The 12,390-nt window shown below is 62.7% G+C and carries 13 protein-coding genes; 9 read left to right on the forward strand and 4 right to left on the reverse strand.

Features of this window, described 5'->3' with window-relative positions; translation table 11 throughout:
* Window positions 1-104 precede the first annotated feature (104 nt).
* Entirely contained in the window at window positions 105-965 is an 861-nt protein-coding gene (locus PRJ_RS20880; protein ID WP_014592048.1) for a glycine betaine ABC transporter substrate-binding protein, read from the reverse strand.
* 197 nt (window positions 966-1,162) lie between these two features.
* Between PRJ_RS20880 and PRJ_RS20885 the strand changes: the two genes are divergently transcribed.
* A complete protein-coding gene (locus tag PRJ_RS20885) occupies window positions 1,163-2,728 on the forward strand; it encodes a beta (1-6) glucans synthase (RefSeq protein WP_104962380.1) in 1,566 nt (521 codons plus the stop codon).
* A gap of 178 nt (window positions 2,729-2,906) precedes the next feature.
* Here the strand turns inward: PRJ_RS20885 and PRJ_RS20895 are convergent, their stop codons facing one another.
* Window positions 2,907-3,272: a hypothetical protein gene (locus PRJ_RS20895; RefSeq protein WP_104962381.1), complete on the reverse strand. Its 366-nt coding sequence runs from the start codon at window positions 3,270-3,272 to the stop codon at window positions 2,907-2,909.
* A 190-nt stretch (window positions 3,273-3,462) separates the two neighbouring features.
* Here PRJ_RS20895 and PRJ_RS20900 point away from each other — a divergent pair, with 190 nt between their 5' ends.
* Both PRJ_RS20900 and PRJ_RS20905 read left to right on the forward strand, forming a co-directional pair.
* Window positions 3,463-4,761: a serine protein kinase PrkA gene (locus PRJ_RS20900; protein WP_020193404.1), complete on the forward strand. Its 1,299-nt coding sequence runs from the start codon at window positions 3,463-3,465 to the stop codon at window positions 4,759-4,761.
* Window positions 4,762-4,834: 73 nt separating this feature from the next.
* Complete coding sequence (locus tag PRJ_RS20905; protein ID WP_010952781.1) at window positions 4,835-5,581, forward strand: VacJ family lipoprotein; 747 nt, start codon at window positions 4,835-4,837, stop codon at window positions 5,579-5,581.
* An 89-nt stretch (window positions 5,582-5,670) separates the two neighbouring features.
* Here the strand turns inward: PRJ_RS20905 and PRJ_RS20910 are convergent, their stop codons facing one another.
* Window positions 5,671-6,819: a patatin-like phospholipase family protein gene (locus tag PRJ_RS20910; protein ID WP_104962382.1), complete on the reverse strand. Its 1,149-nt coding sequence runs from the start codon at window positions 6,817-6,819 to the stop codon at window positions 5,671-5,673.
* 27 nt (window positions 6,820-6,846) lie between these two features.
* Window positions 6,847-7,782 (reverse strand): lipid A biosynthesis lauroyl acyltransferase, encoded by a 936-nt coding sequence (locus tag PRJ_RS20915; protein ID WP_104962383.1) that lies wholly within the window; start codon window positions 7,780-7,782, stop codon window positions 6,847-6,849.
* Between the two features lie 111 nt (window positions 7,783-7,893).
* Between PRJ_RS20915 and minC the strand changes: the two genes are divergently transcribed.
* From minC to PRJ_RS30110, 6 genes are all read left to right on the forward strand, one after another.
* Window positions 7,894-8,655: a septum site-determining protein MinC gene (gene minC / locus PRJ_RS20920; RefSeq protein ID WP_104962384.1), complete on the forward strand. Its 762-nt coding sequence runs from the start codon at window positions 7,894-7,896 to the stop codon at window positions 8,653-8,655.
* A 109-nt stretch (window positions 8,656-8,764) separates the two neighbouring features.
* Window positions 8,765-9,577 (forward strand): septum site-determining protein MinD, encoded by an 813-nt coding sequence (gene minD, locus PRJ_RS20925; RefSeq protein WP_003252574.1) that lies wholly within the window; start codon window positions 8,765-8,767, stop codon window positions 9,575-9,577.
* A 3-nt stretch (window positions 9,578-9,580) separates the two neighbouring features.
* Complete coding sequence (minE, locus tag PRJ_RS20930) at window positions 9,581-9,835, forward strand: cell division topological specificity factor MinE (RefSeq protein ID WP_003252572.1); 255 nt, start codon at window positions 9,581-9,583, stop codon at window positions 9,833-9,835.
* A 151-nt stretch (window positions 9,836-9,986) separates the two neighbouring features.
* Window positions 9,987-10,622 (forward strand): RluA family pseudouridine synthase, encoded by a 636-nt coding sequence (locus PRJ_RS20935; protein WP_019436776.1) that lies wholly within the window; start codon window positions 9,987-9,989, stop codon window positions 10,620-10,622.
* Window positions 10,623-10,792: 170 nt separating this feature from the next.
* A complete protein-coding gene (locus PRJ_RS20940) occupies window positions 10,793-12,082 on the forward strand; it encodes a M18 family aminopeptidase (protein WP_010952777.1) in 1,290 nt (429 codons plus the stop codon).
* Between the two features lie 140 nt (window positions 12,083-12,222).
* Window positions 12,223-12,390 (forward strand): hypothetical protein, encoded by a 168-nt coding sequence (locus PRJ_RS30110; RefSeq protein WP_003252566.1) that lies wholly within the window; start codon window positions 12,223-12,225, stop codon window positions 12,388-12,390.

Genomic DNA, 12,390 nt, shown 5'->3' on the forward strand with positions numbered 1-12,390 from the left:
GTTTTACCGATTGCGTAACAAAGTAATGACCCGTTCGCGGGTAAACCCGCTCCTAGCAGGAGCGGGTTTACCCGCGAAGAAACCCTATTGGCCCTGGAAGGTTATTACTTGCCAGTCCACTCCTTCACACGATCAGGGTGCTTGGCGACCCAGTCCTTGGCGGCCGCTTCAGGCTTGGCCCCTTCCTGGATCGCCAGCATCACCTCGCCAATCTCGTCCTTGGACTGCCAGTTGAACTTCTTCAGGAACTCCGCCACTTCCGGTGCCTTGGTGGCCAGTTCCTTGCTGCCGATGCTGTTCACGGTTTCTGCCGCGCCATATACGCCTTTCGGGTCTTCGAGGAACTTCAGCTTCCACTTGGCGAACATCCAGTGCGGAACCCAGCCGGTCACCGCAATCGACTGCTGCTTGGCATAGGCACGGCCCAGTTCCGCAGTCATCGCCGCACCCGAGCTGGCCTGCAACTTGTAACTGGTCAGGCCATAGTCCTTGATCGCCTGGTCGGTCTTGAGCATCACACCGGAGCCTGCGTCGATGCCAACAATCCTGTCCTTGAAGCTGTTATCGGTCTTGAGGTCGGCAATGCTCACTGCCTTGACGTACTCGGGGACGATCAGGCCGATCTTGGCGTCCTTGAAGTTCGGGCCGTAGTCGACCACGTTGTCCTTGTTCTTGGCCCAGTACTCACCATGGGTCACCGGCAACCAGGCCGACAACATGGCATCGAGCTTGCCAGTTGCCACACCCTGCCACATGATCCCCGTGGCCACGGCCTGCAACTTCACGTCATAGCCGAGTTTTTGCTTGATTACTTCGGCGGCCACGTTGGTGGTCGCCACGCTGTCGGCCCAACCATCCACGTAACCAATGCTTACTTCTTTGGCCATAGCCTGTGCAGTGCTCATGGCCATTACCAGGGCGGTGCCCACACCCAGGAAACGTCGCATTTTCTTCAAAGTTGCCATCAAAGCATCCCCTCGTCAGGTCTTGGAGATTGCATCATCTTCCTGCAACACAAGTCGACCTGATCCAGCTGCGACCTGCACCCGCCCCATATGCGACAGCACTGTGCCATTAGCGCCATCGGCCTGCCTCGGCCTGCGCGATCCTTGCATGCCAAAGGTTTGGCGCCGGGCTACTATCTAACCTTTTGTCCCAGACGATGGACCGCCACATGCCCAGTTGTAGCCGCCTGTTATTGCCGTTGTACCTGCTTGCCTGCTTGCTGGCCCTGCTCGGGCTGGGGGGGCTCTGGTACGGGCTGGGCAAGCCTGTGCACCTGCCCGATGCGGCCAGCCCTGCACACAAGCTGCAATGCGCTTCGTACACGCCGTTTGACAAAGACCAGTCGCCTTACGACCAGCCGTTTCGCCTGCGCCCAGCGCGGATGGACGCCGACCTGGCGTTACTGGCCGAGCGGTTTCAGTGCATCCGTACCTATTCCATGAGCGGTCTTGAGGCAATCCCGGCGCTGGCACGCAAGCATGGGCTGAAGGTGATGCTGGGCGCCTGGGTGAACGCCCACCCGGCCGACACCGAGAAGGAAATCAACCTGCTGATCGCTGCTGCCAACGCCAACCCTGACGTGGTCAGCGCGGTGATCGTCGGCAATGAGACACTGTTGCGCAAGGAGGTGACCGGTGCCCACCTTGCCAAATTGATCGCGCGGGTGAAGCGCGAGGTCAAGGTGCCAGTGACCTACGCCGATGTGTGGGAATTCTGGCTGCAGCACCCGCAGGTGGCCCCGGCAGTGGACTTCCTGACCATCCATCTGCTGCCCTACTGGGAGGACGACCCGCGTGGCATCGACGATGCCTTGGCCCACGTTGCCGATGTGCGCCGGGTGTTCGGCACACGCTTCGCGCCCAAGGACATACTGATTGGCGAAACCGGCTGGCCCAGCGAAGGCCGCCAACGCGAAACGGCGGTGCCCAGCCGGGTCAATGAGGCGCGCTTCATCCGTGGCTTCGTGGCCATGGCCGAGCGCAATGGCTGGCACTACAACCTGATTGAAGCCTTCGATCAGCCCTGGAAACGCGCCAATGAGGGCGCAGTGGGTGGCTACTGGGGGCTGTACGACGCGGACCGGCAGGACAAGGGTGTGCTCGAAGGGCCCGTGAGCAACCTGCATGACTGGCCGCAGTGGTTGCTGGCCAGCACCGTGCTGATGGTGATCATGCTGGTGCTGGCCGGGCGCCCCGCTACACCGATGGCCGCCTTGCTGCTGCCACTGCTGGCAGCGTTTGGCGCCGCTTGCCTGGGCCTGTGGGGCGAGTTGATGCGTACCCATGCGCGCTTTGCCGGGGAATGGTTGTGGGCACTGATGCTGGCCGGGCTGAACCTGCTGGTACTGGCCCACGCGTTGTTGGCGCTGACGCGGCGGGCCGGCTGGCGTGAACGCTTGTTCGCCTGGCTGCAGGAGCGAGCCGGCTGGCTGTTGCTGGCGGCGGGCTTCGCTGCGGCGGTGAGCATGCTGGCAATGGTGTTCGACCCGCGCTACCGCAGCTTCCCCAGCGCAGCGCTGGCGTTGCCGGCGCTGGTGTATGTGCTGTGGCCAGTGCGGGCGCGGCGGGCGGAGGTGGCGTTGCTGGCGTTCATCGTCGGCGCCGGGGTGGCGCCGCAGTTGTTCGTCGAAGGGCTGGAGAACCAGCAGGCCTGGGGCTGGGCGGTGGTGAGTGTGCTGATGACAGCGGCGTTGTGGCGAAGCTTGCGGATGCGCCAGGCTTGATACTGCATATTCCTCAAGCCCGGCGCGGACCTTGTGGGAGCAACTGTCTTGCTCAATTTCTGAAAGCTGGCGCATCCCTGTGGGAGCGGGCTTGCCCGCGAACACGGGCGAAGCCCGTGCCATCCACCACGGTGTTGGCTTCGCGGGCAAGCCCGCTCCCACAGGTACGCGCAGCTGCTTACATTGGGGGTTGCCTGACCAGGCGCAACCCCGCCAGCACCAGCGCAAACACCGCAATGCTGGCGGTGTACAGCACCAGCGCCGGCACCGCGAACACCAGTGCCAACACTGCCAGCCACCAGCCGGCACGCGCGGAAACGAACTGGGCCAGTAGCGCAAGGCCCAATCCGCCCCAGGCCATGACTTGATGGTGAATGCCCAACCCCAGCAGCGAACGCACCTCGCACTGCCAATAGGCGGTCGGCACTGCGCACAACCCTACCCACTGGCCGTCCTCCATCAGGCCGTAACGCACGCCATAACTGGCCGCGAGCCAACCCCCCAGGAACAGCAGCAACAGCGCCGTCGGCAGCGAACGAGACATCCTGTTCTCCAATAGCGGTAATCGAAAGCATCCATGATCGCTTATGCCCGTTTCTAAGGCAAAATCACACCCCGGCAGCTATGTTGCAGATAGCAAGTACGCCAAATGCCACCGCAGCGGGCAACTTTGCCCGCCTGGCTGTGGTCCTAGCCTGCACACTGCTCGACCTTGCGTTCTTTTGGGGGATTACATGCTTCGATCTTTGCGCCTCGCTGCCCTGCTCGGCAGCTTGCTCATGGCTGTGGCCGCTTCAGCGCGGGATATCGACGCTGCCAGCTATGGCTACCCTCTTACCAACCCGTTCGAGGCCACCATCGCCACCACGCCGCCGGACAAGCGCCCTGACCTGCCCAGCGACGATGAAATCACTCAGTCCGACTACAGCCTGAACTTGCGCCCGGAACGCGAGTTCACGTTGCCCGACAACTTCTGGGCAGTGAAGAAGCTCAAGTACCGCCTGGCCCGCCAGGATCGCGAAGCGCCGCTGATCTTCATCATCGCCGGCACCGGTGCGCCCTATAGCAGCAGCATCAATGAATACCTGAAAAAGCTGTTCTACCAGGCCGGCTTCCACGTGGTGCAACTGTCATCGCCCACCAGCTATGACTTCATGAGTGCAGCCTCGCGCTTTGCTACCCCCGGCATCAGCCAGGAAGACGCCGAAGACATGTACCGGGTCATGCAGGCCGTGCGCGCCCAGCATCCACGCCTGCCGGTCAGTGATTTCTACCTCACCGGTTACAGCCTGGGTGCGCTGGACGCCGCCTTCGTCAGCCACCTGGACGAAACCCGCCGCAGCTTCAACTTCAAGCGTGTGCTGCTGCTCAACCCACCGGTCAACCTCTACACCTCGATCAACAACCTCGACAAGCTGGTGCAGACCCAGGTCAAGGGCATCGACCGCAGCACCACGTTCTACGAGCTGATGCTGGAAAAACTCACCCGCTACTTCCAGGACAAGGGCTACATCGACCTGAACGACGCCCTGCTGTACGACTTCCAGCAGTCGCGCCAGCACCTGTCCAACGAACAGATGGCCATGCTGATCGGCACCTCGTTCCGTTTCTCGGCAGCCGACATCGCCTTCACTTCCGACCTGATCAACCGCCGTGGCCTGATCATTCCGCCGAAGTTCCCGATCACTGAAGGCAGCAGCCTCACGCCGTTCTTCAAGCGCGCCCTGCAGTGCGACTTCGACTGCTACATGACCGAACAGGTGATTCCGATGTGGCGCGCCCGCACCGACGGCAACAGCATCCTGCAGTTGGTCAACCAGGTCAGTCTGTATGCCCTGGAAGACTACCTGCGCAGCAGTGACAAGATCGCCGTGATGCACAACGCCGACGATGTCATTCTCGGCCCGGGCGACATTGGCTTCCTGCGCAAGGTGTTCGGCGAACGGCTGACCCTCTACCCCCATGGCGGCCATTGCGGCAACCTCAACTACCGCGTCAACAGTGACGCCATGCTGGAGTTCTTCCGTGGTTAACAAACTCCTCTTCGCCACTGCCCTGCTTGCCGCTGGCCACACCCTGGCCGCCGAAACCGCACCCCGAGCCAGTGTGGTCGAGGCCGACCCGCAGGTGATCGGCACCGCGCCACTGGTGCCCGAAGCCGATGGCTTCCTCGACCCGCTGCGTGAGCTGAAATTCAACCCGGGGCTGGACCAGCGCGAGTTCGAGCGCTCAACCCTGCAGGCGCTGAACGTGTACGACCCGCTGGAGTCGATCAACCGGCGCATCTACCACTTCAACTACCGACTGGACCAATGGGTGCTGCTGCCGCTGGTGAATGGCTATCAGTATGTCACCCCAAGCTTCGTGCGCACGGGGGTGAGCAACTTCTTCAACAACCTTGGCGATGTGCCGAACCTGTTCAACAGCGTGTTGCAGCTCAAAGCCAAGCGCTCGGCAGAAATCACCGCGCGACTGATGTTCAACACGATCATCGGCGTGGGTGGGCTGTGGGACCCGGCGACCAGCATGGGCCTGCCGCGCCAGAGCGAGGACTTTGGCCAGACCCTGGGCTTCTATGGCGTACCGGATGGGCCGTACCTGATGCTGCCGGTGTTAGGGCCATCGAACCTGCGCGATACCACCGGGCTGGTGGTGGACTATGCGGGAGAGCAGGCGGTCAACTACCTGAACGTGGCCGAAGCCAGCACCGATCATCCGGAAATCTTCGCCCTGCGTGTGGTGGACAAGCGCTATACGACCAAATTCCGCTATGGCCAGCTGAATTCGCCGTTCGAGTATGAAAAGGTGCGGTATGTGTATACCCAGGCGCGCAAGTTGCAGATAGCCGAGTAAGCCTGCTGCGGCCCTTTCGCTCCTGCACAGGCATTACACAATCCCTTGTAGGAGCGGGTTCACCCGCGAAAGGGCCCGCAAAGGCAACATCAAATCCCCAGGAATTCGCAAAGCTCGCGCTTCTTGGCCAGGGCATCGCGCCGCCCCAGCTCGATCAGTTCACTGCAATAGCTGGCCTCGAACAGCAAATAGCTCAACACTCCCGCCCCGCTGGTGCGCGTCGCCCCCGGCCCCCGTAAGAACAGGCGTAACGCCGCCGGCAACTCGCGGCGGTGCCGAGCGGCAATCTCATCCAGCGGCTGGCTGGGCGCCACCACCAGCACGTCGATCGGTGCCAGCCCCAGGCGCCGGGCATCCAGGTGCGCCGGCAACAGCCCGCTCAAGTGGTTGAGGCGCTGCAGCAGTTCGATATCGCCTTCCAGGCTGTCAATGAACGTACTGTTGAGCATGTGCCCGCCGATCTGCGCCAGGCTCGGCTGCTGCCCGCTGAACACGCGCTGGGGCGGCACCGGTGGCGCTGGCCGCTGCGGGTTTCCGCTGACCCCGACCACCAGCACCCGGCTGGCGCCCAGGTGCAAGGCCGGGCTGATCGGCGCCGACTGGCGCACTGCACCGTCGCCGTAATACTCGCCGCCCAGTTGCACCGGGGCGAACAGCAGCGGGATCGCCGCACTGGCCAGCAAGTGGTCGATGGTCAACGGTGCGGGTATGCCGATACGCCGGTGGCGCAGCCAGGCCTCGATGGTGCCGCGGCCCTGGTAGAAGGTCACCGCCTGGCCAGACTCGTAGCCAAAGGCGGTCACCGCCACGGCGCGCAGTTGCTCGGCGGCCAAGGCGTGGCCGATGCCATCCAGGTTCAGGTGCGTTTGCAGCAGGCTGCGCAACGGGCTGCTGTCGAGCAACGCCACGGGGGCCTGACCACCCAGCCCCAGCAGGCTGTGGCCGACGAAACGGCTGGCCTGGCGCACGACCCCGGGCCAGTCGCTGCGGATGACCAGATGGCTGCGGAAATTCTGCCAGAAGGCAGTGAGCCGCTGCACGGCGTCGTTGAAGTGCACGGCTCCACTGGCCAGGGTGACGGCGTTGATGGCCCCGGCGGAGGTGCCGACGATGACCGGAAAAGGGTTGTCCGCGCCGGCGGGCAGCAACTCGGCGATGCCCGCCAGCACACCGACCTGGTAGGCGGCGCGGGCGCCGCCGCCAGACAGGATGAGACCGGTTACCGGGGGTGGTGCCATGGCGTCCTTCCTGGGGTTGATGTGTTTTCAGCGCTTCTTCTTGTCATACAGCCGCGGCGCACCCTCGGGCCGCGACTTGAACCGGCGGTGCGCCCACAGGTACTGCTCGGGGCACTCGCGCAACACGCTCTCGACCCATTGGTTGATGCGCAGGCAATCGGCCTCTTCGCTTTCCCCGGGGAAATCCGTCAGCGGCGGGTGGATGACCAGCCGATAGCCGCTGCCATCCTCCAGCCGCTTCTGGGTGAACGGAATCACCTGCGCCTTCCCCAACCGGGCGAACTTGGTGGTAGCGGTCACCGTCGCCGCGGGGATGCCAAACAACGGTACGAAGATGCTCTGCTTGGCGCCGTAGTCCTGGTCCGGTGCGTACCAGATCGCCCGGCCCGAACGCAGCAGTTTGAGCATGCCACGCACGTCCTCGCGCTCCACCGCCAGCGAATCAAGGTTGTGACGCTCGCGGCCGCTGCGCTGGATGAAGTCGAACAGTGCATTGCCGTGTTCGCGGTACATGCCGTCGATCGTGTGCTGCTGGCCGAGCAGCGCGGCGCCGATTTCCAGGGTAGTGAAGTGCACCGCCATGAGGATCGCACCCTGCCCCGCCTGCTGGGCGGCCTGCAGGTGCTCAAGGCCCTCGATATGGGCCAGGCGCGCCAGCCTGGCCTTGGGCCACCACCAGCTCATGGCCATTTCGAAGAAGGCGATGCCGGTGGAGGCGAAGTTGGCCTTGAGCAAACGCTGCCGTTCGTCGACCGACAGCTCCGGGAAGCACAGCTCCAGGTTGCGCGCGGCGATGCGCCGACGTTCACCGGCAAAGCGATACATGACGGCGCCCAGCGCGGCACCGATCTTCAGCAGCACCCGGTACGGCAACTGAACCACCAGCCACAGCAGGCCCAGGCCCAGCCACAGGCCCCAGAACTTGGGGTGAAGGAAATAGGGACGAAAACGCGGGCGTTCCATTGAAGCATCCGGAAAGACAAAGGCCGCGCATTCTACAACGGATCAGCGCATGTTGCGGGCAACCGGTGTTCTCGTTATAAGTCAGGGCACTTTTTTCGCAACAAGCCGTCTATGCAGACCATGAGCCCAAACCACACATCCGACACCGCCTCCGTGTTCCAGCTCAAGGGCAGCATGCTCGCCATTACGGTACTGGAACTGGCACGCAATGACCTTGAAGCCCTCGACCGCCAGTTGGCGGCCAAAGTCGCCCAGGCCCCGAACTTCTTCAGCAATACACCGCTGGTGCTGGCGCTGGACAAGCTGCCGGCCGACGAAGGGGCGATCGACCTGCCCGGCTTGATGCGGATCTGCCGACACCACGGCCTGCGTACCCTGGCCATCCGCGCCAACCGCATCGAGGACATCGCCGCCGCCATCGCTATCGACCTGCCGGTGCTGCCGCCGTCAGGGGCCCGCGAACGGCCGCTGGAGCCCGAGCCCGAGGTGGTCAAAAAGCCCGAACCGGCCCCAGCGCCACCACCGCCCCCCGAACCCGAGGTGCGCCCGACCCGCATCATTACTTCGCCAGTACGCGGTGGCCAACAGATCTATGCTCAGGGAGGTGATCTGGTTGTGACGGCTTCGGTCAGCCCAGGTGCGGAACTTCTGGCCGATGGCAACATCCATGTGTACGGCGCCATGCGCGGCCGCGCCCTGGCTGGCATCAAAGGCAACACCAAGGCGCGTATCTTCTGCCAGCAGATGACCGCCGAAATGGTCTCGATCGCCGGCCAGTACAAAGTCTGCGAAGACCTGCGCCGGGATCCACTGTGGGGGACCAGCGTGCAAGTCAGCCTGTCTGGTGACGTGTTGAACATCACCCGTCTTTAACGGATACTTGCCAGCATTTTTAGAGCAACTTTTTTACCGTTGCCTTTATTTAGCTATTTCAGTTTTTTGCAGGGACAAGTGTCCCGACTATTTTTAGGGGTGAAACACCTTGGCCAAGATTCTCGTGGTTACTTCCGGCAAGGGGGGTGTGGGCAAGACCACTACCAGCGCCGCCATTGGTACCGGCCTCGCACTGCGCGGCCACAAGACCGTCATTGTCGACTTCGACGTGGGCCTGCGTAACCTCGACCTGATCATGGGCTGCGAACGCCGCGTGGTGTACGACTTCGTCAACGTGGTCAACGGCGAAGCCAACCTGCAACAGGCCCTGATCAAGGACAAGCGCCTCGAGAACCTGTACGTGCTGGCCGCCAGCCAGACCCGTGACAAGGACGCGCTGACCCAGGAAGGCGTGGAAAAGGTACTGATGGACCTGAAGAAGGACTTCGAGTACGTCATCTGCGACTCGCCGGCCGGTATCGAAAAAGGTGCTCACCTGGCCATGTACTTCGCTGACGAAGCCATCGTGGTGACCAACCCGGAAGTTTCGTCGGTACGTGACTCCGACCGCATGCTGGGCATTCTGTCGAGCAAGTCGCGCCGCTCCGAAAACGGCGAAGAGCCGATCAAGGAGCATTTGCTGATCACCCGCTACCACCCTGAGCGCGTCGTCAAAGGCGAAATGCTGAGCGTGGCCGACGTGGAAGAAATCCTGTCGATCAAGCTCAAGGGTGTGATCCCGGAATCGCAGGCCGTCCTCAAGGCGTCCAACCAGGGTATCCCGGTCATTCTCGATGACCAGAGTGATGCCGGCCAGGCCTACAGTGATGCGGTCGACCGCCTGCTGGGCAAAGAGAAGCCGATGCGCTTCATCGATGTACAGAAGAAGGGATTCTTCGAGCGCATTTTCGGGAGCAAATAAACCATGAACCTTTTTGACTTCTTTCGTGGCAGACAGAAACAGACCAGCGCGTCGGTAGCGAAAGAGCGTCTACAGATCATCGTGGCGCACGAGCGCGGCCAACGCAGCGAACCGGACTACCTGCCCGCGCTGCAGAAAGAACTGCTGGAAGTGATCCGCAAATATGTGAACATCGGCAACGATGATGTGCATATCGAGCTGGAAAACCAGGGCAGCTGCTCGATTCTGGAGCTGAACATCACCCTGCCGGATCGCTGATCCGCGTAGTCGACAATTTGGGGCTGCCTTGCAGCCCTTCGCGGGCAAGCCCGCCCCTACAGGGGAACGCATATCCTTTGTAGGAGCGGGCTTGCCCGCGAAGGGCCGCAAAGCGGCCCCAGCGTTTACTGCTATTTTCGTGAGACCTGCAATGCCGCTGTCGAATGTCCAGATCCTCTTCGAAGACGCCGCCATCCTGGTGATCAACAAACCGACCCTGCTGCTGTCGGTACCTGGCCGTGCCGAGGACAACAAGGACTGCCTGATCACCCGTCTGCAGGAAAACGGCTACCCCGATGCGCTGATCGTGCACCGTCTGGACTGGGAAACCTCCGGCATCATCCTGCTGGCCCGCGATGCCGACAGCCACCGCGAGCTGTCGCGCCAGTTCCACGACCGTGAAACCGAAAAAGCCTACACCGCACTGTGCTGGGGCCAGCCGGCGCTGGACAGCGGCAGCATCGACCTGCCGCTGCGCTACGACCCACCGACCAAACCACGGCATGTGGTGGACCACGAGCAGGGCAAGCACGCCCTGACCTTCTGGCGTATCGTGGAACGCTGCGGCGATCACTGTCGGGTGGAGCTGACGCCGATTACCGGGCGTTCGCACCAGCTGCGCGTGCACATGCTGTCGATCGGGCACCCGCTGCTGGGTGATCGCCTGTACGCCAACCCGCAAGCCCTGGCGGCCCATGAGCGGCTGTGCCTGCATGCCTCGATGCTGAGCTTTACCCACCCGGTGTCCGGGCAGCGGTTGAAGTTCGAGTGCCCGGCACCGTTCTGATTTTGCAGGGCCTGTACCGGCCTCTTCGCGGCTAAAGCCGCTCCTGCAAGGGCCGCACTGCGCTCAGGGGCTGTGCAATACCTGTAGTAGCGGGGGTTAGCTGCGAAGATGCAGACACAAATTGTCGACATTCTGCGTTAAACTCGCGCCACTGCTGTCTGGAGTGAGCTATGCGCGACGCACTGAATACCGGCCTCATCGAATTTCTCAAGGCCTCCCCCACGCCCTTCCATGCCACCGCCAGCCTGGTCCAGCGCCTTGAGGCGGCCGGCTACAAGCGCCTGGACGAGCGCGACAGTTGGGACACCGAGACTGGCGGCCGCTACTACGTCACCCGCAACGATTCTTCAATCATCGCCATCAAACTGGGCAAGCAGTCGCCGCTGCTCAATGGCATCCGCATGGTCGGCGCCCACACTGACAGCCCGTGCTTGCGGGTCAAGCCTCAGCCCGAGCTACAGCGCCAGGGCTTCCTGCAACTGGGCGTGGAAGTGTATGGCGGCGCGTTGCTGGCACCCTGGTTCGACCGCGACCTGTCGCTGGCCGGCCGCGTCACCTACCGCCGTGACGGCAAGGTCGAAAGCCAGCTGATCGACTTCAAGCTGCCAGTCGCGATCATCCCCAACCTGGCGATCCACCTGAACCGCACCGCCAACGAAGGCTGGGCGATCAACCCGCAGAACGAACTGCCCCCCATCCTCGCCCAAGTGGCCGGTGACGAACGCATCGACTTCCGCGCCCTGCTCACCGAGCAACTGGCCCGCGAGCACGAGCTGATCGCCGACGTGGTGCTGGACTACGAGCTGAGCTTCTATGACACGCAGGACGCCGCGCTGATCGGTCTGAATGGCGACTTCATCGCTGGCGCCCGCCTGGACAACCTGCTGTCGTGCTACGCCGGTTTGCAGGCCCTGCTGGCCGCCGACAGCGACGAAACCTGTGTGCTGGTGTGCAACGACCACGAAGAAGTCGGCAGTTGCTCGGCCTGCGGTGCCGATGGCCCGATGCTGGAGCAGACCCTGCAGCGCCTGCTACCCGATGGCGACACCTATGTGCGCACCGTCCAGCGCTCGCTGATGGTATCGGCCGACAATGCCCACGGCGTGCACCCCAACTACGCCGACAAGCATGACGGCAACCACGGGCCGAAGCTCAACGCCGGGCCCGTGATCAAAGTGAACAACAACCAGCGCTACGCCACCAACAGCGAGACGGCCGGGTTCTTCCGCCACTTGTGCATGGCCGAGGAAGTACCGGTGCAGAGCTTTGTGGTGCGCAGCGACATGGGCTGTGGCTCGACCATCGGGCCGATCACCGCCAGCCACCTGGGTGTGCGCACGGTGGATATCGGTTTGCCGACCTTTGCCATGCACTCCATTCGCGAGCTGTGTGGCAGCCATGACCTGGCGCACCTGGTGAAGGTACTGACCGCGTTCTACCGTAGCCGCGAGCTGCCTTGATGTAAGCAGGCGCGGCCTGTTCGCGGCGGTTCGACGCCTCGAACAGGCCGCGCCTGCTTAAACGTGCTCAAGGTCAATCACGCCTCGTTTGCCAAGCGCTATGCTTGTTACATGGCCCCACTGCAAAAGGATTGCTGTCCATGTCCCCGTTCCTGTCACTGTTCGTCCCGGTGTTCCTGTTCCTGATGCTGCTGACCATCGGCTTCAGCATGCGCGAACGCAACATCGGTGTACTGATGATGTGGGTCGGCACCTTGGGTATTTTCGGCCTCACCTGCTGGAAGATCCTCGAGAAACTGCCGACATAA

This window comes from Pseudomonas sp. XWY-1 (assembly GCF_002953115.1).
In the GTDB taxonomy this organism is placed as follows: Bacteria; Pseudomonadota; Gammaproteobacteria; order Pseudomonadales; family Pseudomonadaceae; genus Aquipseudomonas; species Aquipseudomonas alloputida.

Bases quoted from the DNA above. Each gene is read 5' to 3' on its own strand.
- PRJ_RS20880 (WP_014592048.1), bottom strand. From the start codon at position 965: ATGGCAACTTTGAAGAAAATGCGACGTTTCCTGGGTGTGGGCACCGCC.
- PRJ_RS20885 (WP_104962380.1), top strand. From the start codon at position 1,163: ATGGACCGCCACATGCCCAGTTGTAGCCGCCTGTTATTGCCGTTGTAC.
- PRJ_RS20895 (WP_104962381.1), bottom strand. From the start codon at position 3,272: ATGTCTCGTTCGCTGCCGACGGCGCTGTTGCTGCTGTTCCTGGGGGGT.
- PRJ_RS20900 (WP_020193404.1), top strand. From the start codon at position 3,463: ATGCTTCGATCTTTGCGCCTCGCTGCCCTGCTCGGCAGCTTGCTCATG.
- PRJ_RS20910 (WP_104962382.1), bottom strand. From the start codon at position 6,819: ATGGCACCACCCCCGGTAACCGGTCTCATCCTGTCTGGCGGCGGCGCC.
- PRJ_RS20915 (WP_104962383.1), bottom strand. From the start codon at position 7,782: ATGGAACGCCCGCGTTTTCGTCCCTATTTCCTTCACCCCAAGTTCTGG.
- minC (WP_104962384.1), top strand. From the start codon at position 7,894: ATGCAGACCATGAGCCCAAACCACACATCCGACACCGCCTCCGTGTTC.
- minE (WP_003252572.1), top strand. From the start codon at position 9,581: ATGAACCTTTTTGACTTCTTTCGTGGCAGACAGAAACAGACCAGCGCG.
- PRJ_RS20935 (WP_019436776.1), top strand. From the start codon at position 9,987: ATGCCGCTGTCGAATGTCCAGATCCTCTTCGAAGACGCCGCCATCCTG.
- PRJ_RS20940 (WP_010952777.1), top strand. From the start codon at position 10,793: ATGCGCGACGCACTGAATACCGGCCTCATCGAATTTCTCAAGGCCTCC.
- PRJ_RS30110 (WP_003252566.1), top strand. From the start codon at position 12,223: ATGTCCCCGTTCCTGTCACTGTTCGTCCCGGTGTTCCTGTTCCTGATG.